This window comes from Paracoccus sp. MBLB3053 (assembly GCF_031822435.1).
Lineage (GTDB): Bacteria > Pseudomonadota > Alphaproteobacteria > Rhodobacterales > Rhodobacteraceae > Paracoccus > Paracoccus aurantius.
This window is the reverse complement of record NZ_JAVQLW010000001.1, coordinates 728,462-755,099: the sequence shown is the minus strand read 5'-3', so window position 1 is coordinate 755,099 and position 26,638 is coordinate 728,462. Positions and strand designations below refer to the sequence as shown.

The following is a 26,638-nucleotide window of genomic DNA, read 5'->3' as shown; positions in this document are numbered from 1 at the left end:
AGCCGAATACCGGGGCTATCGTCTGCCCATGAGCGAACTCAGCGTTTCCGTCCTGTCCGGCATATCCGGAATCGAAGCCGGCATCTGGGATGGGTGCGGGGCGGGGGAAAACCCGTTCACCACCCACCGCTTCCTTTTGGCGCTCGAGGATTCGGGGTCGGTCGGGACGGGAACGGGATGGCATCCGAGCCACCTTGTCGCACGGCTGGACGGTGCTGTCTCGGGCGTGGCGCCCTGTTATCTCAAGACCCATAGCCAGGGCGAATACATCTTCGACCATGCCTGGGCGCAGGCCTATTCGCGGGCGGGCGGGGAATACTATCCCAAGCTGCAATGCGCCGTGCCCTTTACCCCGGTCACGGGGCCTCGGCTTATATCGGACAATACCGCCGTCCAGGGCGCGTTGCTGCAGGCGATGGCACAGGTGGCGAAACAGTCGCATCTGTCGGGTGTCCATGTCACATTCTGCACCGAGGCCGAAGCCGAACTGGGGCGCGAGGTCGGCTATCTTGTCCGCGCAAGCGAACAGTTTCACTGGCAGAACAGGGGCTATGGCAGCTTCGAGGACTTTCTGGCCGATCTTTCATCGCGCAAGCGTAAGGCGATCCGCAAGGAACGGGAACGGGCCCAATCCTTTGGCGGCACGATCCGAAGCCTGCGCGGCGACGACATCCTGCCGGCGCATTGGGACGCCTTCTGGCGCTTTTACCAGGACACGGGCGGCCGCAAATGGGGGCAGCCCTATCTGACACGTGCGTTTTTCGAACGGCTTCACGAAACGATGCGCGACGATTGTGTGCTGATCATGGCCGAACGGGACGGCAGGCCGGTCGCCGGGGCGCTGAACCTGCTGGGCCCGGACGCGATTTATGGCCGCTATTGGGGCTGCATCGAGGACCATCCCTTCCTGCATTTCGAACTGTGCTACCATCGCGCCATCGACTGGGCGATCGAAAACGGAATCTCTCGGGTCGAGGCGGGTGCGCAGGGCGAACACAAGCTGGCCCGAGGCTATCTGCCCAGCCAGACCCATTCCCTGCACTGGCTGGCCGATCAGGGCTTCCACGCAGCAATTGACGATTACCTTCTGCGCGAACGCAACGCCGTCAGCCAGGAAATGGCCTTGCTGACCGAACTGGGGCCATTCCGCAGGGGAGAGCGCAGCCGCTAGCGGCGCTGCAAGGCACGGAAAGCTGCGGATGCGGCCCATCCCGCCGCCATGGCAAGGGCAAGGGACATCAGCCCGTAGACAAATGGTTGTTCCCAGGCCAGCCGATAAAGCCAGCGTTCCAGACCGACCTTGCGGACCTCGATCGGTGCCCGGAACGTGTCGATGACCTTCCCTTCGCGCAGAAGAAAGATCCTGGTCGCGTAAAGCCCCTCGGTCAGGTTTGCTGGCAGCCTGACATCGGCGCGAAAAAGCGTCTGCTCGGCAAGCACAACGGCGCCGTTGTCCAGCCGGTATTGATCATGGGATTCGCGAAGGCGAACCAGCGCCTCGGTATAGGGCACGACGTCATCCACATCGGACACGCCGGCAAAAGCACGGATCGCCAGCGGCACCGAGATTCGGAAGCGATTGTCCTGATCCCGGTCCAGGATCTGGTCCAGCGGGCCTGTCGTGGCCACGACGTAGAAATTCGGCGCCGCGGCAACGCTGACCTTGCCGGTGTTCATCCAGATGCCAAAGCGGCGCTCCTTGTGACGGACTGTGACCGAGCGGGCGGGACCCTCGACGGTGACGATCACATCGAGCCCGGAAGTGGGGATCGGCTGTTCACGCTTGATCGCGCCGTAGATGATGATGTCAGACCCGTCGAAGCTCGTGGTGATGTCCACGTCCTCGCGCGAGAGACCGGCGACGATCGTTTCCGCCGGCTCGGCTGGTTCCTGCGCGCCAAGCGGCAGCGCAATGGCCATGAGCATGATGAACGCGCGCAGGATCATCTGAGTATCCCCGGCGTCAGTGAATAAAGCTCATCCGGGCGCAGGAAGAGATCAAGCGCCAGCCTTCCGCAAACCGCGAGCACGAGCAGCGCAAGCAGGATCCGCAATTGCTCAGCCCGCAACTTCGCCCCGAGCGAGGTTCCGATCTGCGCACCGATCACGCCGCCGACGATCAGCAGGACTGCCAGCATGATATCGACGGTGTTCGACGACACCGCATGCATCAGCGTGGTGTAGGCGGAAAGGAAAGTGATCTGGAACAGGGATGTCCCGATGACGACCTTGGTCGGCATTCCAAGCAGGTAAATCATCGCCGGCACCATGATGAAGCCGCCGCCCACACCCATGATCGCGCCGAGCACGCCGACGGCCGCGCCGACCATCAGGACGGGGATCACGCTGATATAAAGCCCCGAGGCCCGGAATTTCGTCTTCAGCGGCCAGCGATGAACCCAACCATGCTGATGCCGACGCATCGGCTTGATCGGTCCGCTCTGTCTCGTTCGCCTGAGGGAGCGCAGACTTTCCTGCAGCATCATCGCGCCGATCAGACCCAGAAACAGCACATAGCAAAGCTGCACGACCAGATCGACCTGACCGAGGCGCGACAGCATGTTGAACAGCAGGACACCAACCGTTGAGCCGACAAGCCCGCCGGCCAACAGAACCCAACCCATCCGGAAGTCCACGGTCTTGCGTTTCACATGCGCAAGCACACCCGAGAACGAGGACGCCACGACCTGGTTCGCCCCGGTCGCCACTGCGATCGCCGGCGGTATGCCGATGAAGAACAGAAGGGGCGTAATCAGAAAGCCGCCGCCGACGCCGAAAAGTCCGGACATGAGTCCGACGACTCCACCAAGTCCGACAAGGGTGAAGGCATTGACCGCCACCTCGGCAATGGGAAGAAAAATCTGCATGACCTGCCCGGCTTTTGCCCGATCTGATCCTGCCCTCCCCACTGGCTCGCGTCAAACATTCGTCTTGCTCGCGCAGCGGGTTGTCGCAAGGCTGTGGCGCAGATAAGCATGCTGCTGACAGGGATGTGAAGACGACTGCAACGAACTGACAGGCCCGTCGCGCATGGGTCAGGTCGGGCGAGTTGTGGTATCTGTAGAATATGGGGGAAAAATGCGGATCCTGATCACCAATGATGACGGCATCAATGCGCCGGGACTGGTGACCCTTGCCGAGATCGCGGCCGAAATCGCTGGCCCCGAAGGCGAGGTCTGGACCGTGGCTCCTGCCTTCGAGCAATCTAGTGTCGCCCATTGCATCAGCTATGTCCACCCGACGCTGATTGCGGAACTGGGGCCGCGGCGGTTTGCCGCCGAAGGCTCGCCCGCCGATTGCGTCCTTGCGGCGCTTGGCGACGTGATGCGGGACAATCCGCCGGATCTCGTGCTTTCAGGCGTCAATCGCGGCAACAATTCGGGCGAGAACGTGATGTATTCCGGCACGGTCGGCGGAGCGATGGAAGCCGCGCTGCAAGGGCTTCCCGCGATCGCGCTGTCGCAATACATGGGGCAGAGAACGCATGGCTTGTCCGATCCGTTCGAGGCGGCGCGCAAACATGGGCCACGCCTGATCCGCCAGCTTCTCGATCACGGAGACTGGACTTCGGACGCCGATTTCCGACTTTTCTACAATATCAATTTTCCACCTTGCGACGCGTCCTCGGTCCGGGGGGTACGGGTTGCACCTCAGGGGCGCCGCGAGGGTTTGCGTTTTGAATCCGAGCCCTATCATGCGCCGAACGGCCGACGCTTCCTGTGGGTTCTGGGTGGCTCGCAAACCTCGCCCGCGACGCCTGGAAGCGATGTCGATGCGAATATGCGGGACTACATTTCGCTGACGCCGATGCGCCCAGATCTGACCTGCCATGCCAGCCTCGAGGCATTGCGGGCGATGGAAGAGGGCTGATCACGGCGATGAGCGAAGAGCCCGAGATCGCTGAACGGAAAATGCGCTTTCTCTTCGCGTTGCGACAGCGTGGCGTGACCGATCCGCGCGTGCTCGAGGCGATGGAGCGCATCGACCGGGGCGAGTTTGTCCGTGGTCATTTTGAAGATCGCGCCTATGACGACACGCCGCTGCCGATACCTTGCGGACAGACTATCAGCCAGCCGTCGGTCGTGGGCTTGATGACCCAGGCCCTGGATGTCGGTCCGCGCGACAAGGTGCTCGAGATCGGAACCGGATCGGGATACCAGGCCGCGATCCTGTCGCTTCTGTGCCGCAGGGTCTACACGCTTGATCGCCATCGCCGGCTCGTCACAGAGGCCGAGGCAATCTTCCGGCATTTCGGCCTGTCGAACATCACCGCCATGGTGGCGGACGGCTCGCGCGGTTTACCCGAACAGGCCCCCTTTGATCGCATCATGGTGACTGCAGCCGCCGAAGACCCGCCGGGCCCGCTCTTGGCGCAACTCAAGATCGGCGGTATCATGGTCGTGCCGGTGGGCCAGTCGGATGCGGTTCAGACCTTGATCCGTGTCCGTCGGACAGAAACCGCCTTTGAATACGACGAATTGCGGCAGGTGCGCTTCGTGCCGCTGGTCGAGGGGTTGGGACATACATGACCCCCTTCCGCGCAGAGTGAGGAACGGGCAGATGGCGAGACTGACGAGACCGGCCATGGCGGCTGGGTTTCTTTCAATCCTTTCAGCATGCAGTCCACAGGGCGGCATAAACCTGAGCAGTTTCGATCCCGATCTGCGCAGCTTCGGGGGGGGCGGGTTGGACACCGCCTCGGCTGCGTCGACCGCGGCGGCCCGACCCACGCCTGACAGTCGCGGGATCATTTCCTATCCCGGCTACCAGGTCGCGATCGCCCAGCCCGGCGACACGGTATCGACCATTGCCGGCCGGCTGGGGCTGAACGCGGCAGAGCTTGGCCGTTACAACGCGGTCGACGCCGGAGCGCCGCTCAATCCCGGAGCGGTCGTGGCCCTGCCGCGGCGCGTCGCAACGGGAACCGCAGTGGCTGCCGCGACGACCTCCACGACAGGTCAGGTCAGCGATCCCTTTGCCGGGCAGGGGATCAAGAGCCCGAATGTCACCCTGCCCGCTGGACAGGGCAAGGCAGTCGCCTCGACCACCCTTCCGGCTTCTAGCCAGCCGCGCCAGCATGTCGTGGCCTCGGGTGAAACCGCATGGTCGATTGCGCGAAAATACCAGGTTTCGGTCAATGATCTTGCATCGTGGAACGGCTTGCCTTCCAACATGTCGGTTCGTGTCGGGCAACGGTTGCTGATCCCGGTCGCCGGACAACCCGCAAGAACCGCAGCGCAGACCGTCACGGCACCAGGGGTCGGAAGCCCGACTCCGGAGCCGCCTTCCTCAACCGAGCCGCTGCCAGCCGAAAAGACGCAGCCTGCAAATGCCCCGGTGGCCAAGCCCGAAGGCAATGATCTGGGCAAGACCCGCACGGCGGCATCCGGCAACAGCCGCTTCCGCATGCCGGCGAATGGCGCGATCATGAGGGTCTATGAAAAGGGCAAGAACGAGGGGATCGATATCTCGGCTGCCCCCGGCAGCGCGGTTGTTGCGGCCGGATCGGGGACGGTCGCGGCGGTCACCCGAGATGTGGACCAGGTTCCCATCATCGTGATCCGCCATGATGGCAACCTGATGACCGTCTATGCCGGTCTCGACAATGTCGCGGTCACGAAGGGCCAGACCGTCAGCAGCGGGGCGACGCTTGGCAAGGTTCGCAGCCAGGGCGTCGTCCATTTCGAGGTCCGCAACGGTTTCGACAGCGTAGACCCCGAGAAGTATTTGAATTGAACCAAAGCGGCCTCCGAGCAGTCGGGAGCCGCTTTCCTGCTGGTTCGGGCGCCTAGAGTTCGGCCCGATCTTCGGCGCAAAGATCTCTGACGACCTCTTCGATTTCCTGACGGACGAGACGGCGGAGGTTGCGGCTGAGAATGTCGCCCATATCCCCCGTCAGTTCGTGGCGCACCGCTTCTCGGACGAGGTGGCGAAGGTCGAGGGTGGCGGGGCCCGCGGCGGTGAACAGGTTGACGAGCCCGGCTTCAGCGAGATCGGGCGTCAGGGGTGGCGGCGCGCGGTCGACGTCGGGCGGAGCCGATCCTTGGTCAAGCTGAGACAGCTCACGCCTATCGACGGTCGGGGCCGGATCGGCGCGTGACTGGCCGATCATGCGCGCAAGGGCCGCTTCGGCCTCAAGCAACTCGGCTTCGTCTTCGGGTGACAGCGGCAGATCGTGGAATTCTTCGGCCCGAGGGGTCGCGGGCAAATCCAGCCTCGCAGATCGCATGTCGGACGATGCGGTTTCACCGCCCTGCCGGTCAGGACTTGGCGCGCCGTTTCGCTTGGCGGATATGCTGGCCAATTTCAGGCGCGGCTCTGCATCTGGCTCGGCTTGAAGGGAGCTTGGTGAAAAAGCGGCGGATCTGGCGTTCTCGACGGCAGGAATGCGCGAATTGGTCTCGTGGGGGACCGCGCTGTCGAGGGCGATCAGTCGGCGGATCGAGGCGAGGACATTGTTGACGTCAACGGCCGCGCCGGGGTGGTGCACGGCGTCATGCGACATCGCACCCACCCTTCATTTCCGGTGCCGCTGGGGTCTTCTTATTCCTTGCCGATGGCGCGAAGCACGCGGTCCAGGCTTTGGCCCTGCCTGCTGGTGAAGGGCGCGTCGCGAACCGCATTGTAGTAGGCCGATGGGTCATAGGTCGGGATTCCCAGTTTCAGGTTTTCTACCGTCAACAGACCCATAGCGGACAAAAGTTGATAATGAGCTAACTGCAGATTGGCTTCAGCGGTAATCTTGTTCGCGCTCGCCTCGAGAACCACCTGCTCGGCATCCAGAACATCCAGCGTCGTCCGCGCGCCAAGCGTCGCTTCTTCGCGAACGCCATTATAGGCCTGCCTTGCGGCCACGATCTGTCGGTCGATAGAGCGGATCTGGGCCCGGGCCACGTCGATGCCCGCCCAGGCCGTCCCGACCGCCTGATCCACCTGGCGTGCGACGTTGAGAAGTGAAGACCGTGCCGCGTCGCGTTGCGCCATCGCCTGACGGTGGCGTGCCGGAAGGCGACCGCCGGAATAGATTGTCTGCGACATGCTGAGCGACAGGCTGCCGACATCAGTGGTCGACGACACGCCGCCCGAACTGATCGACTTGCTGCGCGAGGTGGAAAGCCCGGCGCTTCCAGTCAGTTCCGGATTGCGTTCGGCGGCTGCCGCCGCAACGCCTAGTTCGGAGGCCGCAGCTTCGCGCTTGGCTTGCTGGATAAGCGGATGCGTGCGTTGGGCGATCTCGCGGGCCGAAGGCAGCGAGGCGGGTAGTTTCGGCGAAGGCGGCGGGGGCGCAAGCTGGCCGGGGGCCCTGCCGGTTGCGGCGCGGTAATTTTCGCGGGCGATGGCCAGATCACCTTCAGCCGTGGCAAGGCTGGCATTGGCTTCTGCCAGGGCGGCATCGGCCTGTGACACGTCGGTCTGGGTGATCTCACCAACCTCGAACCGGTCTGCGGCCGCCCGGCGTTCTTCGCCGATCACGCGGACCGAGTTGTTCTGCAGCTCGACCTGCTCGGTCGCGCTTCGCACGTCGAGATAGGCCTGCACCGCACCCAGCAGCACATCCTGTTCGACGCCGACGAGCGCAGCGCGGGTCGCAAGAACGGATTCCTTGGCGATATCAATCGCGATCGCGCTGCGACCCCAATCGTAAAGCGTCATCTGCGCTTGAAGCGACAGGCTGGCCGAGTTCGCGTCGAAACCCTCGATGTTCTGGTAGGTATAATCCGCCACCCATTGAATGATGGGTCGAAGCGCCGACAGCGCGATCGCGGCATCTTCATCGGCGGCGCGCAAGACGGCGCGATTCTGTTCGAGAAGCGCCGAATGGCGATAGGCCGCCACCATGGCATCGGCCAATGTCTCGGCCTTGGCAGGCAGGGCCACGGCCCCTGCGAGCAACAGCGCGATCACCGGTTGACGGAGAAACTTGAGCGTGCTGCGAAACATGGACCTGCCCCTGCCTTGTTATGACGTGCTTATAGCACGAATCCGCGGGTCTTGGCGAAGCCCGGCAATACCGGAGCACCCGCATTGAAAGCAAAGCGCCAGTTGATGCTCCCGTCAACCTTTCGTCCAATTCGGACGACGCCCAAGTTGCCTTCGCGAAACACCGCGACGATCCGCCCGCCATCGCGAAGCTGATCGGCAATCGCCTCTGGCAGCACCTCGATGGCGCCCTCGATCAGGATCGCGTCATACGGGGCTTGGCTCGCGTAACCAGCGGCAAGGGTGCCCGGCACGACGACGACATTATAGATTTCCTCGGCCGAAAGGCGCGACTGAGCCTCGGCTGCCGTTGTCTCATCTTCTTCGACGGCGACCACGGCTTCGGCGATCCGGGCGATCAGCGCGGCGGTGTAGCCATAGGCGGCGGCGATGTTCAGGACGAGGTCGCTGGTCTGCAGATCGAGCACTTCGAGCATCTTGCCCAGCGTCCGCGGCTCGAGAAGGACGCGGTCGGCAGACAGATCGATGTTCTCGCCGGCATAGGCGACATCACGGCGTCCCTCGGGCACGAACTGCTCACGCGGGACATGAAGCATCGCCTCGATGACGGGATAGCTGGTCACATCGTTCGGGCGGACCTGGCTATCAACCATCTGGGTACGGCGCTGCGCGAAATTGTTCATTTGGCGAACCCTGCTTGCGGTTGGCGGTGAGTGCCTATTGCCATGAAAGATTGCCATGGGCAACGCCGCGCGGCGCAAGGCGGCACAACAAGCGGCGGGAAGTTTCGGATTTGCCCCTCGGCGGGGCGACAATGGGGCGATCATCTAATCACGCGCCTGCCACTCCATCACCATCTGGGTCTGGGTGACGATCGCTGCGACCTTGCCGTCGCCTCGTGAGATCGTCGTCTGCCAGATCATGGTCTTGCGCCCCTTGTGTAGCGCCACGCATCGGCCAATCGCGACATCGCCGATCCGGATGGGACGCAGGAAATTCGTCTTGCTTTCCAGTGTCGTCGTCGCCTGACCCTGCCCCAGGTTGATCGTCGCCGCCGTGCCGCCCAGATTGTCGGCGAAACCCATGATCGCCCCGCCGTGCAGGACGCCATTGCGGTTCGACAGCTCTCTTGTGGCGGTCATTTCTGCCCGGACCTCATCACGATCCGCCGAAATCATCCGGATGCCTAGAAACCGTGAAAATTCTGGCTGATCGGCTGCCAGATGCGCCCTGCCCTGTTCATCCATGCCCTGTCTCTTTTCGGTGACATGCTGGGACAGGGCCGCGCAAGGGTCAAGCCAGCTCAGAATTGATCTGGCATAGCTTGAAGAGCTATCTGGGGCTGAGCCTCGCGTGCAGGCAACAGCGTCGCGCCCTGCGAAAGCCAGCGATGGGCAAAAGAAAGCTTGCTTCGGGTCATGTCCGTCAGGACAAAGGGATAAACGTCAGGGTTGTCCAGAGCGCGATTGATCTCGTTCACAGCCAGGGCGACCGCTGTCGCGGTGGTCAGCAAGCGGTCCGCGTCGGTATCGGCATAGGCATCATAGCCCTGCGCCGGGATGTCCGGTCCGCTGAGCCCGGTCGCCATCAGGCTGTCGGTCATGTCCACAAGGTGCAGGATATGCGCCGCGGTTTCCGCCCAGTCCTCGTGCGGATGCATTGTGGCGTATTCGCTGATATGCGTTTCCCCGGGATCCTTGGGATTGGCGTAATGCGCCTGAAGGGCTTCGCCGTAATCCGCTCGTTCATCCCCGAAAAGGGGCCGGAACTCGTCCAGGAATCCTGGCAAGACAGCGAGTCGCTCGAACAGGAAATGTGCGATCTCGTGGCGCATGTGCCCGATCATCGACCGGTAAAGCTCACCCAGTTGCTGCTGGCGTTCGGCCCGGATGGCATCGTCCGCCTCGACGACATTGATCGTGATGACGCCGTCAGCATGGCCCATGGTCACGCCGACTTCGCTTTGGCCGGCGTGTTCCGACAGCATTCGGAAAACGGGGCGTGGCCCGTCATCGGACGTGGTGAACCAGTTCCAGCGCGCCAGATTGGCCAGTACCCAGCGCTTGGCCGCCTCGCTTCTGGACAGAAGGTCCAGGTTGCCCTGGACAGAAAGATCGGGAATCGTGCTTGTCATGGCGCAGGAGCGACACAGCCCGCCTTCACTATCCGCACGCCAGTTGCAGGCGATGTCCTGATGCCGCGAGCAGATCTGCACATTCGTCGTGAAACGCCCGGTGTCGGGATCGAAAGCCAAAGGGGTTCCGCATGAACACAGGGTGTTGTGAAAGTAGACACGTTGTCCGCAACCGGGGCAATCAAGATGTTGCATGATGCACTAGCTCTTTGTTTTCAGCCGGGATTGGGAAAACTCCATTGTTCCGCGATACCGGTCGTGCTTGCCTGAACCTGTAGCCGGAACCAGGATTTCGGAATGATCCCACGCACAAACCTTCCTGATGGTGAGATGGTTCCCGCGCTTGGGCAAGGGACCTGGATGATGGCCGAGCATCCGGCCCGGCGCGCCTCCGAAATCGCGGCGTTGCGCAGGGGGCTGGATCTGGGCATGTCCCTGATCGATACGGCCGAGATGTATGCCGAAGGCGCAGCCGAAACACTGGTCGCCGAGGCGATCGGAGATCGGCGCGACGAGGTGTTCCTTGTCACCAAGGTCTATCCCTGGAACGCGTCAGAGGGTGAATTGCCCTTGGCTTGCGCGCGAAGTCTCAGGCGGCTGGGAACGGACCGGATCGACCTATATCTTTTGCACTGGCGAGGCGATGTGCCGCTGGCCGAAACGGTCGAGGCAATGGAAAGGCTGCGCGACGCCGGTCATATCCGACACTGGGGCGTCAGCAACTTCACGGTCGCGGATATGGACGAACTGCTCGCGGCCGGTGGCGGGCGCTGCGCGACGAACCAGATCCTCTACAATCTTGGCCGAAGGGGACCTGAACTGGACCTGCTGCCATGGCTGGGCAGCCGCGGTATCCCGGCGATGGCCTATAGCCCGATCGAGCAGGGCCGATTGGCGGGTCACGCCGAGCTGGCGCGGCTTGGGGCGGGGCTTGGGCTGACGGCTGGCCAGATCGCTTTGGCATGGGTTCTGAACCGACAGGGGATAATCGCCATTCCCAGATCGGGCAGTCCAGAACATGTGTCGCAGAACCAGCAGGCGGCCGCCCTTGGCCTGACCCGAGACGTGGTTTCCGAGCTGGACAGGATTTTTGCCGCCCCGGCATCGCCGGTGCCACTTGAGATGATCTGACTGCGCGCCATTGACCTTGGGCACGAGAAGGCTTTTCTTGCCGGGAAATTTGCCCCAGCGGGGGCCGTGACGTCGGAGGTGTCTTCATGCTCAAGGGAATCGATCAACGGATTTCGCCCGAGCTACTTTATGTGCTGGCCCAGATGGGTCATGGAGACGATCTGGCGATCGTGGACATGAACTTCCCTGCAGCTGCAATCGCTCGAAACCTTCCTTACAGCCAGGTGCTCACGATCGGGGCGCGCATGCCGCAGGCCGCCGGGCTCGTCATGGGGCTGATGCCGCTCGATACCTTCGTGCCCGCGGCGGCGACCACCATGCAGGTCGTGGACGACCCGGATTCCGTTCCCGAGGCGGTGGCGGAATTGATCCCGTTCGTCGAACGTGCGGGATCAGCCCTTCAATCGGTGGATCGTTTCGGGTTCTACGAGTTCGCCCGAAACAGCTTCGCCATCCTGCAGACGCAGGACGCGCGGCTTTATGCGAATGTCATTCTCAAGAAAGGCGTCCTGCCGGGCAAGTGACGGGTGCCGAAGTTTGCGCTTTAGCAGGCCGGAACCGGTTCTGGCCTGCCCTTCAGGTCCAGTCCGCGTGCGGTAGGGGCGTGCCATGTCTTGGTATGCATGACCGCGCCCGAGGGATTTGTCCCGATATGAGAGCCGCCGGTGCCGCCACTCCACCCGGTCGAGCCGGAATTCGAAGGGGCGGTTCCGTCGGCGGTTGCGGCCTCTTGCGTCGCGGGCTCGGCCATCGAGGCGGCGGAGGGGCAATCGACGGTGGTTTCCGCGCGCATCGGCGTGTCGGCAGGTGTCGTCGGAACGGTCTGCGCCATCAGGGGCAGGGCGGTCGCGCCGCACAGGAAAGCGGTCAGGAAGAGATGGGACAGTCGTTGGCTGGTCATTGGAAATCCTCCTGCCATGCCAACGACCGCCATTCGACTCGGGTTCCCGCGCGGGCTCTCAGATAACGGTGATCCCGGCGCTTCCCTCTGCGGCAGAACCGACGATCGCGGCCAGCGGGAAGCCTGCGGCGCGGATGTCGGCAAGCACGGACTTGGCGGCTTCGGGAGCGCAGGCGACCAGAAGTCCCCCAGAAGTTTGCGGATCGGTGAGGATCGCCTTTTGCCAGTCGTCCAGACCTTCGGGCAGCGTGACTTCGGACCCGTAGGCTGCCCAGTTCCGTGTCGAGGCGCCGGTGAAAAACCCAGCCTTTGCAAGCTCGGCTGTGCGGCTGAGCAGAGGCAGGCTGCCCAGATCGATCTGCAGGCGCAACCCTGCGCCTCGAGCGATCTCAAGCCCATGTCCAAGAATGCCGAAACCGGTCACGTCGGTGATCGCATGAACATCGGCGCGCTTGGCCAACTCCACCCCGACCCTGTTCAAGGTTGTCGCGCTGGCGACCATCTCGGCCAGTCCAGAGGTATCCAGCGCCTCTTTCTTGATCGCGGCGGAATAGATCCCGACACCCAGCCCCTTGGTCAGGATCAGCGCATCGCCCGGCTTGGCATCGGCATTGCGGCGCAATTCCGACGGGTGGCACAGGCCGATCACGGCAAGCCCATAGATCGGCTCGGGCGCGTCGATCGAATGGCCTCCTGCGACCGGAATGCCTGCCTCGTCACAGATTTCCCGGCCGCCTTCCAGGATCTTGCGGATCTGCTCGGGGGCGAGCTTGTCGATCGGCATGCCGAGGATCGCCAAGGCCATGATCGGGCGTCCGCCCATGGCATAGATGTCCGAAATGGCGTTTGTCGCGGCGATCCGACCGAAATCGCGCGGGTCATCCACCATGGGCATGAAGAAATCTGTCGTGGCGATCACGCAGGTATTGTCGTCCACCTGCCAGACAGCCGCATCGTCCGAGGTTTCGGTTCCGACCAGAAGCTGAGGGAAGGCGTGGGCAACCGGCTGGCCCGCCAGCAAATCGCGCAGGACCGAAGGCGCAAGCTTGCAGCCGCAGCCACCACCATGGGCAAGCGAGGTCAGTCTGGGGTGTTCGTTCATGTCGTCACTTCCTTGTTGCGCCGCCGATCCGTCAGCCTGCGCACGGTAACGTAGAAGGCCGGTACCATGAAGATGCCAAGGAACGTGGCCGAGATCATCCCGCCCATGACCCCGATCCCGATGGAGTTCTGCGCCCCTGCGCCTGCGCCCTTGGCGATGGCCAAGGGCAGAACGCCGAGAATGAAGGCCAGGGATGTCATCAGGATAGGCCGCAAGCGCTGGCGTGCGGCTTCGATGGCCGCCTCGATTGCGCTCCGGCCGGCGTCCTGTAGCTCGCGGGCGAATTCGACGATCAGGATGGCGTTCTTGGCTGCCAACCCGATCGTGGTGAGGATGCCGACCTTGAAATAGACGTCATTGGCCTGACCAAGGCTCAGCGCGGCGACGACAGCGCCAAATACGCCGACAGGCACGGCCAGCATTACCGAAAACGGGATCGACCAGCTTTCGTAAAGCGCGGCCAATGACAGGAAGACCACCAGGGCCGAAAGTGCGAAAAGGAAGGGTGCCTGGTTTCCGGCCTGCCGTTCCTGATAGGACAGATCGGTCCAGGCCAGGCCGTAGCCGCCCGGCAGATCGGCCACGAGTTCCTCCATCGCGTCCATGGCCGATCCCGAACTGACGCCCGGCGCGGGCTGTCCCTCGACCGAGATCGCGTCGATGCCGTCTATGCGCGACAGGCGCGGTTCGACCGGTTCCCAGCGCGTCGACATGAAGGCGCTGAACGGGACCATGTCACCGTCCGAATTTCGGGCATACCAGCGGTCCACGTCCTCGGGCTGCATCCGGTTGTCGGCACGCGCCTGCACGACGACAGGGCGCAATTGCGCGCCTAGCGCGAAGTCATTGACCTCCTTGCCGGCGAAGATGGTGGAAAGCATCGAGTTCACCGCCGGCACCGAAACCCCGAAGCTTTCCGCTTTTTGCTGGTCGATGTCGATGCGCAGCGCAGCTTCGTCTTCCGAGCCGCCGCCTTCGGTATTCTGAACGCGACCATCGGCAGCGGCGTTCTGCTCAAGCAGTTCGGCCGCGGCGGTCAGGGCCTCGATCCCGCCCCCCGACTGGTCAAGCAGGTAGAAGGTGAAGCCGGACGAGTTCCCCAACCTTGGGATCGCTGGCGGTTGCATGAAGACGATCCGACCGGCGCGATGAGCCGCGAAACGGGCATTCGCACGCTGCGCGACGGCCGAAGCGGAAAGCCTGCTGTCGCCGCGCAATGCAAAATCGCGCAACTTCACGAAGATCATCGCCTGGTTCTGCGCCGTGCCGGAATAGCCGAATCCCATGGCCACGAAGACGGATTCCACCGCATCCCTCTCTTCGTTGAGCATGTATTCCTCGATTTGCTCGACCACGGCGGCAGTCTGTTGCGCCGTCGAGCCCTCGGTCAGGGTGATGCGCGATTGCAGAACGCCCTGGTCTTCGGTGGGGATGAAGGTCGTGGTCATCCGGTTGAACAGATCGAAGGCTCCGTAGCCGATACCCGCGAGCACGAGCAGCATCAGAAAGGGGCGCCGCAGCGTGCGACGCACCGTGGATGAATAGCCGCGCGTGATCCGATCGAAGCCCGCATTGAACCAGCGGGCCGGCGCGAAGCGTGCCGTGCCGTGACCGGGGCGCAAAAGGCTTGCGCACATCGCGGGCGTCAGGATCAGCGCGACCAGAAGCGACAGGACCATCGCGGTGATGATCGTGACCGAAAACTGGCGATAGATGACCCCTGTCGAGCCGGCCATGAAGCCCATCGGCAGGAAAACCGCCGACAGCACAAGTGCAATCCCGACGAGCGCCCCGCTGATCTGGCCCATACTCTTTTCCGTCGCCTCTACGGGGCCAAGACCTTCCTCGGACATGACCCGTTCGACGTTTTCGACCACGACAATGGCGTCATCGACCAACAGTCCGATCGCGAGCACCATCGCGAACATCGTCAGCGTGTTCACCGAGTATCCCAAGGCAGCCAGCATGCCGAACGTGCCCAAAAGAACCACCGGGATGGCGATGATCGGGATCAGCGTCGCGCGCCAGTTCTGCAGGAACAGCAGGATCACCAGGAAGACCAGGGCGATGGCTTCCAGAAGGGTGTGATAAACCTTTTCGATCGAAAGCTCGACGAAGGGGGCGGTGTCATAGGCGATGTGGATTTCGACCCCTTCGGGCAGGGCGTTCCTCAGCGCCTCGAGCGTCGCGCGCACGCCATTCGCCGTTTCGACCGCATTCGCGCCCGTGGCGAGGTTCACCGCGAAGCCCGAGGCATTCATTCCGTTATAGCGCGAATCCCTGCCATAGCTGGTCTGGCCGATCTCGATTTCCGCCACATCGCCCAATCGGACAGCGGCACCGTCCGACCCTGTCTTGAGCAGGATGTTGCGGAAGTCGTCGACCGAGCTCAACTGGCTTTGCGCAGTGACGGTCGCGGTGAATTGCTGCCCCGGAACGACCGGTTGGCTTCCCAGATCGCCAACCGAGACGGTGCTGTTCTGTTCTGCAACGGCTGTCGTGATATCTGTCGGGGTCAGCTGGAACTGCGCCAGCCTCAGCGGGTCCATCCAGATCCGCATGGCGTAGCCCGAGCCGAAGACGTTGACGCCGCCGACGCCGTCGGTCCTCTTGACCGGACCTTCCACCACCTGCTCAAGCAGGTTGCCAAGCTCGATCGTGGAATGCTCGCCCCTGGTCGACACGAGCGAGCCGACCATCAGGATCGACGAGGACGAGCGCGAGACGGTCACCCCGTCCGACTGCACCGGCGAGGGCAGGCGCCCTTCGACAGACCGAACCTTGGACTGGACCTCGTTCAGGGCGTCGACCGGATCGACGCTGTCGTCGAAGGTGAGCGTGATGGATGCGCGGCCTTGGGACGATGTGGAAACTGCGTAGATAAGGCCGTCCAGCCCCGTCAGCGCGTCCTCGATCGGCGTCGTGACGGAATTCTGCACCGCGCGCGCCGTGGCGCCGGAATAATTGGCCGTGATGCGGATCGTGGTCGGGGCGATGTCGGGATATTGCGAGACAGGCAGCCCAAGCAGCGACCACCCTCCGATCAACATGGTCACGATCGCGAGAACCCAGGCGAAGACCGGGCGATGAATGAAGAAATGCGCCATCAGTTGGTGCCCGCGTCCTGTGCGCCTGATCTGGCGGCCGGGTTGTTTTCGTCATCACCTGCGGCATTCTCGGCAGACTTGGCATCCCGCACGACGCCCTGATCGTCGATGACGACCGGGACGGTGGTCACCTCGGCGCCGGCGCGCAGGTTGTTCAGCCCATCCAGCACCAATTCTTCGCCGGGCGTGAGCCCCTGGGTCACGATCCAGCTGTTGCGATAGGTGCCCTGCTCGCTCAGGGTGATTTGCTGGGCCTTGCCCTCGCGCACGACAAAGGCGGTCAGCGTCCCGTCGGACGACCGTCGCGTTGCCCGCTGCGGAACGAGAACGGCGCGCGTGGAGCCCAGTGTCATTTCGACCCGCAGGAACTGGCCAGGCAAAATCAGGCGGTCGGGATTGTCGAATTGCAGCCTGATCGGGACTGTTCCCGTCGTTGGCGAAACCAGGATGCCGGGGCTGACGATCCTTCCGGCCCCCTGGAACTCCTCGCCGGTTTCCAGTGTCAGGTGCGCTTGCACCTCGCGATTGCGAACCAACTCGCCCGCGTTGAATTTTGCGCGGTTGCGCAGAATGCTCGCGCTTGATTGCGAGACGTCGACATAGACCGGGTCAAGCTGGGTAATGGTGGTCAGAGCCTCCGACTGGTTGGCCGTCACCAGATCGCCAACGGAAACCTCGGCGACATCCGCCATGCCGTCGATGGGGCTGACGATCTGGGTTCGGTCAAGGGAGAGCTGGGCCGAATCGCGGGCGGCCTCAGCCGATTTCAGATCGGCTTCGGCCTGTTTCAGGGCCACTTCCGCCGCTGCGCGGTCCACGGCCGAGACCCCCGATCCTTCGAGCCGGCGATAGCGTGTGACGGTGTTTTGGGCTTCAGTGAGCTTTGCTTCCGCGCCGGCGACCCCGGCCTCTGCTGCCGTCAGCGCGGCGGCGAGCGTTTCGGGATCGATGCGAAACAGCACGTCACCGGTCTTGACCGGCTTGGCCGGATCATACGTGACTTCGAGAATTTCGCCGCCAACCTGAGGGCGGATGGTGGTCTGCTGAAATGCGATGGCGCGGCCCGGCAGGGTGATCGTATAAGGCACCTCTTCCTCGGCTGCCGTCATGACGCCCACGGCACTGGGGCCTTGGCTGCCCCTGCGGCCCTGCTGGGCCCATGCTGGCGTCATCACCAATCCCGAAATGAGCAGCAATGCTGCGCATTTCGGCATCATCTTGCCGAATATCATCTGCCGTTCCCTGCGCTTAGGTTTATCTGGACTGTCTAGCCGCAGAACCCCAATGGCAAGTAAACGACGTACTTCGCGGCGATCACGGATTCGCCAGCAAGATGCGCGGCAGGTCAGAAATCGACGCAGATGCCCTTTTTCTCGTAATCGCCATAGCGCACGGGCTCGGGGCCATCGCGGCCACCCAGCTCGACGGGAAGGTCCAGGGCCTTGGCGTTGCGGCGGCGTTCCTCGGCCTCGGCCAGGGCGCGTTGCGCAGCGGGCGGCAGTTCCTTGCGGTCGGTCATGGCGGTTTTCCCTGCATCACGCTAGATCTGAGCAATCTAGGCAAGGGGATGCATTTGGACAAGACGCGCAAGAATCAACGCGGCGACGCGGCCCGGTTGGGCGCGCTGAAACTTCTGGCGGCGGTCGAAGATGGCGCGACCCTGGACGAGGCCGCGGATCTGCTTGAAGAGATGAGCCCGGCCGAGCTTGCACGGGCGCGCCGGCTTGCGCGCGCGGCGCTGCGTCACGGGTCGCGGGTGGATGCGCTTCTGGCCCCGATGCTGGCACGACGCCCCCGGCCCGAGATCAGGCGGGTGCTTCGTCTTGCCTCGACCGAGCTCCTGGTTCTTGGCGAGGCCCCGCACGGCGTGGTGAACGAAGCGGTCAAGATCTGTCGCGGCCTGGGTGGCAAGGGTCAGGCAGCGTCAGGGATGGTGAATGCGGTGCTGCGCAAGGTCGCGTCGTCGGCGGAAGCCTGGGCCGGTTTACAGCCGCAGCCCATGCCTGACTGGCTTCGCGCGCCCGTGGTTGCGCGCTGGGGCGACGATGTGGCGCGTGCCATCGAGGCGGCACATGAGGCAGGCGCGCCGCTGGATCTGACGGCCAAGTCCGGAACAGCCCCCGGTGAGAAGTTGCCGACCGGCTCGTTTCGCCTGCCTTCGGGTACTCAGATCAGTGCGCTTGAGGGCTATGCGGACGGCAACTGGTGGGTCCAGGATGCCGCGGCCGCCATGGCGGTCCGCATTCTCGATCCGAAACCCGGCGAGAGGATCGCGGACCTTTGCGCGGCTCCGGGTGGCAAGACCCTTCAGCTCGCGGCCGCGGGGGCCGATGTGACGGCGCTGGACATTTCAGAATCGCGCCTGGGCCGCGTCGCTGAAAACCTTGAGCGCTGTGGTCTTTCTGCCCGTCTGATCGCCGGCGACGCCTTGGACTGGCGGCCTGACGCGCCGCTGGATGGGATCTTGCTGGATGCACCCTGTTCGGCAACCGGAACCATTCGACGTCATCCCGAACTGCCATTGATCCGCGACGGATCCGCCGTCGCAGGCCTGGCCGCGCTGCAGTCGAAGCTGATCGATCATGCGCTTGATCTGTTGAGCCCGGGCGGCAGGCTGGTCTTTGCCACCTGCTCGCTCCTTCCGCAGGAAGGCGAGGATCAACTCGAAGCGGTTCTGGCCCGCCATCCCGAAGTAACCGTCGAGCCGGTCAGGGCCGAAGGGATCGAGCCGGGTTGGCTGAGCGAGCGCGGTGCCTTGCGGCTACGACCCGACCTGTGGCCGGAACGCGGCGGCATGGATGGGTTCTTCATCGCGTGCTTGCGGAAATCCGATTAGAAGTCCTAAGCTTGTCGGGTTCCAGCGAATGCGACGACCATGAATGACACGCCTTCTCCCCGGGGATTCCTGCGCCGGCCCGAGCCCAAGGCCATCGGCCATTCCGGCCGCGGTGAGCAGATTGTCGGAGGAAAGCTGCATCTTGGCGGTATCACGCTGACCGGCGAGTTCTTCGAGAATGAAATGCCCGCATCGGTTGCGGCCGAATTGCAGGGTTTCGGCTGGCTTGATGACCTGGCGGCGGTGGGGTCGCCCAAGGCGCGATCGGTTGCCCAGCACCATGTGCTGACCTGGCTTCGCCGTCACCGCGTCCCGCATGCGGATGCCCCCGAATGGGCGCCCGCCATCGCTGGGCGGCGGCTTCTGCATTGGATTTTCCACGCCGGAATGATCCTGCCCGGACTTGATCGCGATGGGGCCGAGCCGTTCTTCCGGTCGCTTGACCAGCACCTGACCCATTTGCGGGCCACGTGGTACGAATGTCCCGATGGATTGCCGCGGCTCGAGGCGCTGGCGGGGCTCGCGGTTGGCGCCATGTCGTTGCGCGACCGCCAGACCGTCGCGGCGCCTGCGCTGATTGCGCTTGCCGAAGAAGCCGATGCCATGGGCGTAGAGACGCTGTCGGAATCGCGTGCGCCCGAAACCCTGCTCGAGGCGATGGCGCTTTTGGTCTGGGCACAGGAAGTCGCCGATGAAGCCGGGATCGAATCGCCCCCAGAACTTCGCGCAATCATAGCCGAGATCGCGCCGATCCTGCGCGCCCTGCGCCATGCCGACGGCAGCTTGCCGCGTTTTCACGGCGGGGGCAGGGGCGCCGCCGGGCGGCTGGATCGCTGCCTGCGTGCAGCCGAGGGGCCGGCCCTGCCGGCGCATGGATTGGCGATGGGGTTTGCCCGGATGGCGCGGGGGCGAACCACCCTGATCCTTGACGCCGCCTCGCCCCCCGGCGGCCCGGCTGCCGTGCGCGCGCATGCCTCGACCCTCGCCTTCGAACTGACCGTGGCGCGCCAGCCATTGATCGTGAATTGCGGGCCCGGCGACGGTTTCGGAGCGCTCTGGTCGAAGGCGAGCCGTGCGACCCCCTGCCATTCGGCGCTATGTCTCGAAGGGCTGTCGTCTTCGCGGTTGAACCCAAACCGCCAGGAGGGGGAGCCGGACATCCTGACCGAGCGCCCGTCGCTGGTCTGGGCGGGAGACTGCGATTCCCTTGGTAACCTGACCGCACCGGATTGCGGTCCTGCGCATTCCCCCGAACCCGCGCATCTGCTTTCTGGTCACGACGGCTGGCTCGACAGCCATGGCCTGACTTGCCTGCGCGAGCTTTGGCTCGCGCCCGATGGTGGCAGCCTGCAGGGCGAGGATTCGCTTGCCGCGCTTGATGCGACGGCACAGGCCAAGCTTGAGCATGGCAGGACCGAAGAGGGTCTCGCCTTCGACATCCGCTTCCATGTTCACCCGGATATCGAGCTGCGCCAGCAGGGCGAGGAGATCCACCTGAACCTGCTCGGAGGCGAGCATTGGCTGTTCAGCCATGACGGTGTCGGGAAGGTCCGGCTTGAGGCGAGCTGCCTGCTCGACCGCAGTCTGGCCGACCCCCGCCCGGCGCGCCAGATCGTGCTTTCGGCACGTTTACACGGCCGCGCGATCCAGATCGGCTGGACCTTGGCGCGTTCCGGCGCTAGGTGACGGTCAAAATCCGCGATCCATTACGGGGCCCCGACCGATGACCGACCGCATTCCGCTGAAGCGCGCGCTGATTTCCGTTTCCGACAAGACCGGCCTGATCGACTTTGCCCGCGCGCTTGCCTCGCGCGGCGTCGAACTGCTTTCGACCGGCGGTACCGCCAAGGCGCTGCGCGAAGCCGGCCTGTCGGTGGTCGACGTGGCGCACGTCACCGGCTTTCCCGAAATGATGGACGGCCGGGTGAAGACGCTGCATCCGGTCGTGCATGGCGGTCTGCTGGCGCTGCGCGACAACGCCGAACACATGGCCGCAGCCGATGCGCATGGCATCGGCATGATCGACCTCTTGGTCGTGAACCTTTACCCCTTCGAAGAGACCGTCGCGAAGGGTGCCGATTACGACGATTGCATCGAGAATATCGATATCGGCGGCCCGGCAATGATCCGCGCCGCGTCCAAGAACCACGCCTTCGTCACCGTCGTCGTCGATGTCCAGGACTATGCCGCCGTGCTGGCCGAACTCGATGCCAATGATGGCACCACCCGCTATGCCTTCCGCCAGCGCCAGGCGCAGATCGCCTATGCCCGCACCGCGGCCTATGACGCGGCGGTCTCGGCCTGGATGGCCCAGGCCATCGGCGAGGAAAACCCGCGCCGCCGCAGCTTCTCGGGCGAGCTGGCGCAGGGCCTGCGCTATGGCGAGAACCCGCACCAGTCCGCCGCCTTCTACAAGGATGGCTCGGAGCGTCCGGGCGTTGCCACCGCCAAGCAATGGCAGGGCAAGGAGCTTTCCTACAACAATATCAACGACACCGACGCCGCTTTCGAACTGGTCGCGGAATTCGACCCGGCCGAAGGCCCGGCCGTCGCGATCATCAAGCACGCCAATCCCTGCGGCGTCGCCCGTGGCGCGACCGCCGTCGAGGCCTATCGTCGCGCCTATGACTGCGACCGCACCTCGGCCTTTGGCGGCATCGTCGCGCTGAACTGCACGCTGGACGCCGACACCGCCCGCGCCATCACCGAGATCTTCACCGAGGTCGTCATCGCCCCCGATGCGACCGACGAGGCGCGCGAGATCTTTGCCGCCAAGAAGAACCTGCGCCTGCTGACCACCGGCGGCCTGCCCGATGCGGCGGCGGCGGGGACGTCCTTCCGCCAGGTGGCGGGCGGCTTCCTTGTGCAGGGCCGCGACAATGGCCGCGTCAAGCGCGAAGACCTGAAGGTCGTGACCCAGCGCCAGCCCTCGGCCGAGGAGCTGGACGACCTGCTCTTCGCCTGGACCGTCGCCAAGCACGTCAAGTCGAACGCCATCGTCTATGTCAAGGACGGCGCGACCGTGGGCGTCGGCGCGGGCCAGATGAGCCGCGTCGATTCGACCCGCATCGGCAAGCGCAAGTCCGAGGACATGGCCGAGGCCCTGGGCCGGACCGAGGCGCTGACGACCGGTTCGGCGGTGTCGTCCGATGCCTTCTTCCCCTTTGCCGACGGAATCGAGGCGCTGGCTGAAGCGGGCGCCAAGGCGGTGATCCAACCCGGCGGCTCGATGCGTGACGCCGAGGTGATCGAGGCGGCAGACCGTCTGGGTCTGGCCATGGTCTTCACCGGCCAGCGACATTTCCGCCACTGATGACCGGGACACCCGCGACCCCCAAGCCGCGGAAGTCTCCGGCGGCGACGCGCAAGTCCGGTGCTCGCAAGCGGGCACCGGAGCCTCCGGTCTGGCGCAAGGTTGCCGTTACGGCTGGGCTTATCTTTGTTCTGGACCAGGCGCTGAAATACCTGGTCGTGCACGTCCTCCGGCTGGACCAGATCCGCGAATTGGACGTCATCGACCCCTGGCTGAACCTGCGCATGGCCTGGAACCAGGGCATGAATTTCGGGCTCTTTTCCAGCGAAGTGGACCTGACCCGCTGGATCCTGATCGCCATTGCGCTTGCCGTTTGCCTTTGGGTCGGCGTCTGGGTCATGCGCGCGAAGCCATCGCGGCTGGCACAGATTTCCGCAGGCTTCCTGATTGGCGGCGCCTTGGGAAATGTCGTCGATCGGATGGTCTATGGGGCGGTGGCCGATTTCCTGAACATGTCGCTGCCGGGCTGGCGAAACCCCTACAGCTTCAACGTCGCGGATATCGCGATCTTCATCGGTGCGCTGGGTCTGGTGCTTCAGCCGCCCGAGAAGAAGTCCGAGCGGGACAAGCGAAAGGTCAGCCCCAGGCCGCCCACGACGCCGAAGGCACAGAAAGCCCCCGCTAAGTCGCGCGCGACCTCGCCGACAGGGGACCGCGATGAGACGTCTTCAGCCCGACAGGTTGCCTCATCGGATCAGCTGTCCCTGGATCTGTCGCCAACGCAACCGCAGACAGGTGACAAGCCCCGTGACGAGGGCGGCAATTCACGCTAAGAACGGCGGGATAAGAAGGTGAGGGACGGAATATGCGGGCGATCGCGGTGACATTGACAATGCTGGGGCTGGCCGCCTGCAGCACTGACCCGCACCTGATGAACACGTCCGCGGGACGATCCAGCCCGGATGAATTCGCGATCCTGCCGACCAAGCCGCTTTCCATGCCGCCGGATCTGAACGTGCTGCCATCCCCCACTCCGGGTGGAAGCAATATCACCGATCCGACACCCGAGTCGGATGCGGTTGCGGCGCTTGGCGGAAACCCGGCAGCCTTGTCGGCTCAGGGGATCGGTTCGGCAGATGCCGCCTTGGTCAACCAAGCCTCGCGATTTGGACGCGATCCCGCCATCCGCATCACGACTGCGCGCGAGGATCTGGAATGGCGCAGCCGCCATTCCCGCCGCCTGCTTGAGATCCTGGCCCGGACCGACGTCTATTACCGTGCCTATGAGCCGATGACGCTTGACAGCTGGGCAGAACAGGAACGCTGGCGTCCGACAGGTGTGCAGCTGCCGGCCGCACCGCCGCTGATCCAGAAGGGCGGGCTTCCGCCCGATGCGCAAGAGGCTGCCGACAACCTCCTGAAGTGATCGTGACTGACTGATCACGGTGAGATGACGGGCTGCTGACTTGCGCGGCAGTCCTGCTCGGGGCAGGGTCTTGCAGCGACCCGGAACCGGAGCCTGCCCATGAATATCCTCAAGTGCCTTTCGCCCCTTGCGCTGGTGCTGGCCACGACACCTGCACTGGCCGAAATGCCAAAGGGAATCAGTCATTTCAAACTGGACAATGGCCTCGAGGCCGTGGTGATCGAGGATCATCGCGCGCCTGTGGTCGTCCAGATGGTCTGGTACAAGATCGGCTCTGCCGATGAAAAGGCGGGAAAATCCGGGATCGCGCATTATCTCGAACACCTGATGTTCAAGGGAACGGACAAGCTGGGGCCGGGTGAGCTGTCCAAGACGGTGACCGCGAATGGCGGCATGGACAATGCCTTCACAAGCTATGACTACACCGCCTATTTCCAGCGGATCGCGGCCGATCGCCTGCCGCTGATCATGGAAATGGAATCCGATCGGATGGAGAACCTCAGGATCGGCGAGGATGACTGGCAAGCCGAGCGGATGGTGGTTCTCGAGGAACGCTCGCAGCGCACGGACAGCGATCCGGGGGCGCAATTCGCCGAGGAACGCAGCGCTGTCCAGTTCTACAATCACCCCTATGGTCGCCCCGTCATCGGCTGGCGACAGGAAATGGAGGGCCTGACCCGCGATGACGCCATCGCCTGGTATGATGCTCATTACGCGCCCAATGACGCGGTGCTGATCATCGCGGGCGATGTGACCGCCGAGAAGGCGCGCGAACTGGCCGAGAAATATTACGGTCCGATCCCGCCCAAGGCTGGTTCGACCCGCACTGCCCGCCCGCAGGAGCCTGAACACAGGTCTGCACGCCGGATGGAACGCAGCGACCCGCGCGTCGCCCAGCCCGTCATGATCCGCTCGACCCTTGCGCCCGAGCGCAATCCTGGCGAACAGAAGCAAGCGGCGGCTTTGGATGTGTTGTCCGAACTGCTTGCCGGTTCGTCGCAGACCTCGTTTCTGGCCCGCGAACTGGTTCTGACCGGAAAGGCGCTTTACGTGAACGCCTCCTATGACGGGCTGACGGTCGATCCGACCACCTTCGCCCTGTCCCTGATCCCGGCACCCGGCGTGAGCAATGCCGATGCCGAGGCCGCGCTGGATGCAGCGCTCGGGAAATTCCTGCAGGAAGGTCCCGATCCCACCCAACTGGAAAGGGTCAAGACTCAGATCCGGGCCTCGCGCATCTATGCTCAGGATTCCGCGCATGGCCGCGCCTATGATTATGGTCAGGGCCTGTCGATCGGCCTTTCGGTTGAAGATGTGAACGAATGGCCCGACATCCTGGCCGAGGTCAGCGTGGAGGATGTCCGCGCTGCCGCCAAGCTGGTGCTCGATGATCCGGCGACCCTCACGGCCTGGCTGCTTCCCGAAAAGCCTGCCACCGCCAATGCCGCAACCGCCATTCCTGCTGCCGCCCATGCCGAGGAAGTCCAATGATCCGCGCGATTGCCACTTTCGTCTTTGTCGCGCTCGCGTCGCTTCCGGCTCGTGCCATCGAGATTCAGCAGATCACCTCTCCGGGCGGGATCAAGGCGTGGCTGGTCGAGGATCATTCCATTCCCTTCACCGCGCTGTCGATGATGTTCAAGGGAGGCGCGAGCCTCGATGCCCCGGACAAGCGCGGCGCGATCGCTCTGATGACGGCGCTGCTCGAGGAAGGCTCGGGCGAGATGGACTCGGTCCAATATGCCGAGGCGGTCGAGGCTCTGGGCGCCATCAGTCGCTTCGATGTGGGCGACGATGCGTTGACCGTCAATGCGCGAGCTTTGACCGAGAATCGCGATGACGCCGCCGAGCTGCTGCGCCAGGCGCTGGCCGATCCCCGTTTCGATGCGGATGCCGTCGAGCGGGTGCGCTCACAGATGCAATCCGTCATCCGCAGCGAGGCAACGGACCCGAATGCGATTGCGAACAAGGAGCTCGCGCGTCAGGCTTGGGGCGAACACCCCTATGGCAGTTCGGTGAACGGGACCGAAGAATCGGTTGCCGGTTTGACCCGTGACGATCTGGTGGATGCAAAAAACCGCGTCCTTGCGCGTGACCGGGTGGTCGTGGCGGCCGCCGGCGACATAACGGCCGAGGATCTCGGCGAACTGATCGACCACATCCTGGGCGGTTTGCCGGAAAAGGGTTCGGCCCCCCTGCCCGAACCGGCGAAACTGCTTCTGACCGGCGGGACCACTGTCATCGACTGGGACAGCCCACAGACCGTGGTCACCTTTGCCCAGCCGGGTATTCCCATGTCGGACCCGGATTACTTCGCGGCGCATGTGGCGGATCACATTCTGGGCGGCGGGGGGTTCTCGTCCCGGCTCATGGAGGAGATCCGGGAAAAGCGCGGCCTGACCTATGGCGTGGGAACCGGCCTTTCGAACGGCGTCTATGGCGAAACCTGGATGGGTGGCATGGCCAGTGCGAATGGCAAGGTCGCCGAGGCCGTGTCATTGATCCGAACGGAATGGGATCGCCTGGCCGAGGGCGGCGTCACAGATGGTGAATTGAATGACGCCAAGACCTATCTGACCGGGGAATATCCGCTGCGGTTCAATGGCAATACGAAGATCGCGAGCATCCTTGCCGGGATGCAGCTGATCGGCCTGCCGGCGGATTACGTCAACACCCGCAATTCGAAGATCGAGGCGGTGACCGCCGAGGATGTCGAGCGCGTCTCGAAGCGGTTGCTGCATTCCGATCAAATTCGCTTCGTGCTTGTCGGAAGACCCGACGGCATGGACGTCGGAAATTGACGAATC

Annotated in this window: 25 protein-coding genes; 13 read left to right on the top strand and 12 right to left on the bottom strand. The window is 63.8% G+C overall.

Translation table 11 applies throughout. From position 1 onward, the window contains the following. Positions 1-28: 28 nt before the first annotated feature. A complete protein-coding gene (locus tag RGQ15_RS03795) occupies positions 29-1,171 on the top strand; it encodes a GNAT family N-acetyltransferase (protein ID WP_311158894.1) in 1,143 nt (380 codons plus the stop codon). On the opposite strand, the gene RGQ15_RS03790 is transcribed toward RGQ15_RS03795, so the two are convergent. Beyond that, positions 1,168-1,947, bottom strand: a complete 780-nt coding sequence (locus RGQ15_RS03790) for a TIGR02186 family protein (protein ID WP_311158893.1) — start codon at positions 1,945-1,947, stop codon at positions 1,168-1,170. The two genes, RGQ15_RS03795 and RGQ15_RS03790, sit on opposite strands and share 4 nt — an antisense overlap. Next, positions 1,944-2,867: a sulfite exporter TauE/SafE family protein gene (locus RGQ15_RS03785; RefSeq protein WP_311158892.1), complete on the bottom strand. Its 924-nt coding sequence runs from the start codon at positions 2,865-2,867 to the stop codon at positions 1,944-1,946. Before RGQ15_RS03785 ends, RGQ15_RS03790 begins: the two co-directional genes overlap by 4 nt. A 211-nt stretch (positions 2,868-3,078) precedes the next feature. On the opposite strand from RGQ15_RS03785, the gene surE reads away from it, so the two are divergent. Genes surE through RGQ15_RS03770 form a run of 3 tightly spaced genes read left to right on the top strand, consistent with a single transcriptional unit; the run spans position 3,079 to position 5,736 of the window. Beyond that, complete coding sequence (gene surE, locus RGQ15_RS03780) at positions 3,079-3,870, top strand: 5'/3'-nucleotidase SurE (protein WP_311158891.1); 792 nt, start codon at positions 3,079-3,081, stop codon at positions 3,868-3,870. An 8-nt stretch (positions 3,871-3,878) separates the two neighbouring features. Next, positions 3,879-4,529, top strand: coding sequence for a protein-L-isoaspartate(D-aspartate) O-methyltransferase (locus RGQ15_RS03775; protein WP_409201300.1), 651 nt, complete (start codon positions 3,879-3,881; stop codon positions 4,527-4,529). 31 nt (positions 4,530-4,560) lie between these two features. Beyond that, positions 4,561-5,736: a LysM peptidoglycan-binding domain-containing protein gene (locus RGQ15_RS03770; protein ID WP_311158890.1), complete on the top strand. Its 1,176-nt coding sequence runs from the start codon at positions 4,561-4,563 to the stop codon at positions 5,734-5,736. Positions 5,737-5,788: 52 nt separating this feature from the next. Here RGQ15_RS03770 and RGQ15_RS03765 read toward each other — a convergent pair whose 3' ends face one another. The 5 genes from RGQ15_RS03765 to RGQ15_RS03745 all read right to left on the bottom strand — a co-directional run bounded on the left by RGQ15_RS03765 (position 5,789) and on the right by RGQ15_RS03745 (position 10,195). Then, positions 5,789-6,505 carry a hypothetical protein gene (locus RGQ15_RS03765; protein WP_311158889.1) on the bottom strand — a complete coding sequence of 239 codons (717 nt, stop codon included), beginning with the start codon at positions 6,503-6,505 and terminating at the stop codon, positions 5,789-5,791. A 38-nt stretch (positions 6,506-6,543) separates the two neighbouring features. Continuing rightward, positions 6,544-7,941 (bottom strand): TolC family outer membrane protein, encoded by a 1,398-nt coding sequence (locus RGQ15_RS03760; RefSeq protein WP_311158888.1) that lies wholly within the window; start codon positions 7,939-7,941, stop codon positions 6,544-6,546. A 29-nt stretch (positions 7,942-7,970) separates the two neighbouring features. Further along, entirely contained in the window at positions 7,971-8,624 is a 654-nt protein-coding gene (locus RGQ15_RS03755; protein WP_311158887.1) for a protein-L-isoaspartate O-methyltransferase family protein, read from the bottom strand. A gap of 144 nt (positions 8,625-8,768) precedes the next feature. Next, positions 8,769-9,188: a PaaI family thioesterase gene (locus RGQ15_RS03750; RefSeq protein ID WP_311158886.1), complete on the bottom strand. Its 420-nt coding sequence runs from the start codon at positions 9,186-9,188 to the stop codon at positions 8,769-8,771. Positions 9,189-9,244: 56 nt separating this feature from the next. Further along, complete coding sequence (locus RGQ15_RS03745) at positions 9,245-10,195, bottom strand: zinc-binding metallopeptidase family protein (RefSeq protein WP_311158885.1); 951 nt, start codon at positions 10,193-10,195, stop codon at positions 9,245-9,247. Positions 10,196-10,372: 177 nt separating this feature from the next. Between RGQ15_RS03745 and RGQ15_RS03740 the strand changes: the two genes are divergently transcribed. Together RGQ15_RS03740 and RGQ15_RS03735 are read left to right on the top strand one after the other, a co-directional pair. Continuing rightward, a complete protein-coding gene (locus tag RGQ15_RS03740) occupies positions 10,373-11,206 on the top strand; it encodes an aldo/keto reductase (RefSeq protein WP_311158884.1) in 834 nt (277 codons plus the stop codon). Positions 11,207-11,292: 86 nt separating this feature from the next. Then, on the top strand, positions 11,293-11,730 hold the full coding sequence (locus RGQ15_RS03735; protein ID WP_311158883.1) for an RbsD/FucU family protein: 438 nt from the start codon (positions 11,293-11,295) through the stop codon (positions 11,728-11,730). A 20-nt stretch (positions 11,731-11,750) separates the two neighbouring features. Here the strand turns inward: RGQ15_RS03735 and RGQ15_RS03730 are convergent, their stop codons facing one another. From RGQ15_RS03730 to RGQ15_RS03710, 5 genes are all read right to left on the bottom strand, one after another. Further along, entirely contained in the window at positions 11,751-12,107 is a 357-nt protein-coding gene (locus tag RGQ15_RS03730) for a hypothetical protein (RefSeq protein ID WP_311158882.1), read from the bottom strand. 58 nt (positions 12,108-12,165) lie between these two features. Beyond that, entirely contained in the window at positions 12,166-13,209 is a 1,044-nt protein-coding gene (selD, locus tag RGQ15_RS03725) for a selenide, water dikinase SelD (RefSeq protein ID WP_311158881.1), read from the bottom strand. Then, positions 13,206-16,316: an efflux RND transporter permease subunit gene (locus RGQ15_RS03720; protein WP_311158880.1), complete on the bottom strand. Its 3,111-nt coding sequence runs from the start codon at positions 16,314-16,316 to the stop codon at positions 13,206-13,208. The genes selD and RGQ15_RS03720 overlap by 4 nt, the downstream gene beginning before the upstream one ends. Continuing rightward, positions 16,316-17,548, bottom strand: coding sequence for an efflux RND transporter periplasmic adaptor subunit (locus tag RGQ15_RS03715; RefSeq protein ID WP_311158879.1), 1,233 nt, complete (start codon positions 17,546-17,548; stop codon positions 16,316-16,318). The genes RGQ15_RS03720 and RGQ15_RS03715 overlap by 1 nt, the downstream gene beginning before the upstream one ends. A gap of 113 nt (positions 17,549-17,661) precedes the next feature. Further along, positions 17,662-17,835, bottom strand: a complete 174-nt coding sequence (locus RGQ15_RS03710) for a DUF1674 domain-containing protein (RefSeq protein WP_311158878.1) — start codon at positions 17,833-17,835, stop codon at positions 17,662-17,664. A gap of 48 nt (positions 17,836-17,883) precedes the next feature. On the opposite strand from RGQ15_RS03710, the gene RGQ15_RS03705 reads away from it, so the two are divergent. The 7 genes from RGQ15_RS03705 (at position 17,884) to RGQ15_RS03675 (ending at position 26,632) form a co-directional block, all read left to right on the top strand. Then, positions 17,884-19,152, top strand: a complete 1,269-nt coding sequence (locus RGQ15_RS03705; RefSeq protein ID WP_311158877.1) for an RsmB/NOP family class I SAM-dependent RNA methyltransferase — start codon at positions 17,884-17,886, stop codon at positions 19,150-19,152. A 39-nt stretch (positions 19,153-19,191) separates the two neighbouring features. Beyond that, positions 19,192-20,838, top strand: coding sequence for a heparinase II/III family protein (locus RGQ15_RS03700; RefSeq protein ID WP_311158876.1), 1,647 nt, complete (start codon positions 19,192-19,194; stop codon positions 20,836-20,838). Between the two features lie 37 nt (positions 20,839-20,875). Then, positions 20,876-22,465, top strand: a complete 1,590-nt coding sequence (gene purH / locus RGQ15_RS03695) for a bifunctional phosphoribosylaminoimidazolecarboxamide formyltransferase/IMP cyclohydrolase (RefSeq protein ID WP_311158875.1) — start codon at positions 20,876-20,878, stop codon at positions 22,463-22,465. Beyond that, on the top strand, positions 22,465-23,238 hold the full coding sequence (gene lspA / locus RGQ15_RS03690; RefSeq protein WP_311158874.1) for a signal peptidase II: 774 nt from the start codon (positions 22,465-22,467) through the stop codon (positions 23,236-23,238). Before purH ends, lspA begins: the two co-directional genes overlap by 1 nt. Before the next feature lie 32 nt (positions 23,239-23,270). Continuing rightward, the gene (locus RGQ15_RS03685; RefSeq protein WP_311158873.1) at positions 23,271-23,831 is read left to right on the top strand and encodes a DUF3035 domain-containing protein; all 561 of its coding nucleotides are present in this window, start codon (positions 23,271-23,273) and stop codon (positions 23,829-23,831) included. Between the two features lie 99 nt (positions 23,832-23,930). Further along, positions 23,931-25,322: a M16 family metallopeptidase gene (locus RGQ15_RS03680; RefSeq protein WP_311158872.1), complete on the top strand. Its 1,392-nt coding sequence runs from the start codon at positions 23,931-23,933 to the stop codon at positions 25,320-25,322. Beyond that, positions 25,319-26,632, top strand: coding sequence for a M16 family metallopeptidase (locus tag RGQ15_RS03675; protein WP_311158871.1), 1,314 nt, complete (start codon positions 25,319-25,321; stop codon positions 26,630-26,632). The genes RGQ15_RS03680 and RGQ15_RS03675 overlap by 4 nt, the downstream gene beginning before the upstream one ends. Positions 26,633-26,638: the final 6 nt, after the last annotated feature.

Coding starts and splice junctions, on each gene's coding strand:
- RGQ15_RS03735 (WP_311158883.1), top strand. CDS start 11,293: ATGCTCAAGGGAATCGATCAACGGATTTCGCCCGAGCTACTTTATGTG.
- RGQ15_RS03730 (WP_311158882.1), bottom strand. CDS start 12,107: ATGACCAGCCAACGACTGTCCCATCTCTTCCTGACCGCTTTCCTGTGC.
- RGQ15_RS03770 (WP_311158890.1), top strand. CDS start 4,561: ATGGCGAGACTGACGAGACCGGCCATGGCGGCTGGGTTTCTTTCAATC.
- RGQ15_RS03795 (WP_311158894.1), top strand. CDS start 29: ATGAGCGAACTCAGCGTTTCCGTCCTGTCCGGCATATCCGGAATCGAA.
- RGQ15_RS03755 (WP_311158887.1), bottom strand. CDS start 8,624: ATGAACAATTTCGCGCAGCGCCGTACCCAGATGGTTGATAGCCAGGTC.
- RGQ15_RS03685 (WP_311158873.1), top strand. CDS start 23,271: ATGCGGGCGATCGCGGTGACATTGACAATGCTGGGGCTGGCCGCCTGC.
- RGQ15_RS03790 (WP_311158893.1), bottom strand. CDS start 1,947: ATGATCCTGCGCGCGTTCATCATGCTCATGGCCATTGCGCTGCCGCTT.
- RGQ15_RS03715 (WP_311158879.1), bottom strand. CDS start 17,548: ATGATATTCGGCAAGATGATGCCGAAATGCGCAGCATTGCTGCTCATT.
- RGQ15_RS03750 (WP_311158886.1), bottom strand. CDS start 9,188: ATGGATGAACAGGGCAGGGCGCATCTGGCAGCCGATCAGCCAGAATTT.
- RGQ15_RS03775 (WP_409201300.1), top strand. CDS start 3,879: ATGAGCGAAGAGCCCGAGATCGCTGAACGGAAAATGCGCTTTCTCTTC.
- RGQ15_RS03700 (WP_311158876.1), top strand. CDS start 19,192: ATGAATGACACGCCTTCTCCCCGGGGATTCCTGCGCCGGCCCGAGCCC.
- RGQ15_RS03785 (WP_311158892.1), bottom strand. CDS start 2,867: ATGCAGATTTTTCTTCCCATTGCCGAGGTGGCGGTCAATGCCTTCACC.
- RGQ15_RS03680 (WP_311158872.1), top strand. CDS start 23,931: ATGAATATCCTCAAGTGCCTTTCGCCCCTTGCGCTGGTGCTGGCCACG.
- RGQ15_RS03740 (WP_311158884.1), top strand. CDS start 10,373: ATGATCCCACGCACAAACCTTCCTGATGGTGAGATGGTTCCCGCGCTT.
- lspA (WP_311158874.1), top strand. CDS start 22,465: ATGACCGGGACACCCGCGACCCCCAAGCCGCGGAAGTCTCCGGCGGCG.
- RGQ15_RS03765 (WP_311158889.1), bottom strand. CDS start 6,505: ATGTCGCATGACGCCGTGCACCACCCCGGCGCGGCCGTTGACGTCAAC.
- RGQ15_RS03710 (WP_311158878.1), bottom strand. CDS start 17,835: ATGACCGACCGCAAGGAACTGCCGCCCGCTGCGCAACGCGCCCTGGCC.
- RGQ15_RS03720 (WP_311158880.1), bottom strand. CDS start 16,316: ATGGCGCATTTCTTCATTCATCGCCCGGTCTTCGCCTGGGTTCTCGCG.
- purH (WP_311158875.1), top strand. CDS start 20,876: ATGACCGACCGCATTCCGCTGAAGCGCGCGCTGATTTCCGTTTCCGAC.
- RGQ15_RS03705 (WP_311158877.1), top strand. CDS start 17,884: ATGCATTTGGACAAGACGCGCAAGAATCAACGCGGCGACGCGGCCCGG.
- surE (WP_311158891.1), top strand. CDS start 3,079: ATGCGGATCCTGATCACCAATGATGACGGCATCAATGCGCCGGGACTG.
- selD (WP_311158881.1), bottom strand. CDS start 13,209: ATGAACGAACACCCCAGACTGACCTCGCTTGCCCATGGTGGTGGCTGC.
- RGQ15_RS03675 (WP_311158871.1), top strand. CDS start 25,319: ATGATCCGCGCGATTGCCACTTTCGTCTTTGTCGCGCTCGCGTCGCTT.
- RGQ15_RS03760 (WP_311158888.1), bottom strand. CDS start 7,941: ATGTTTCGCAGCACGCTCAAGTTTCTCCGTCAACCGGTGATCGCGCTG.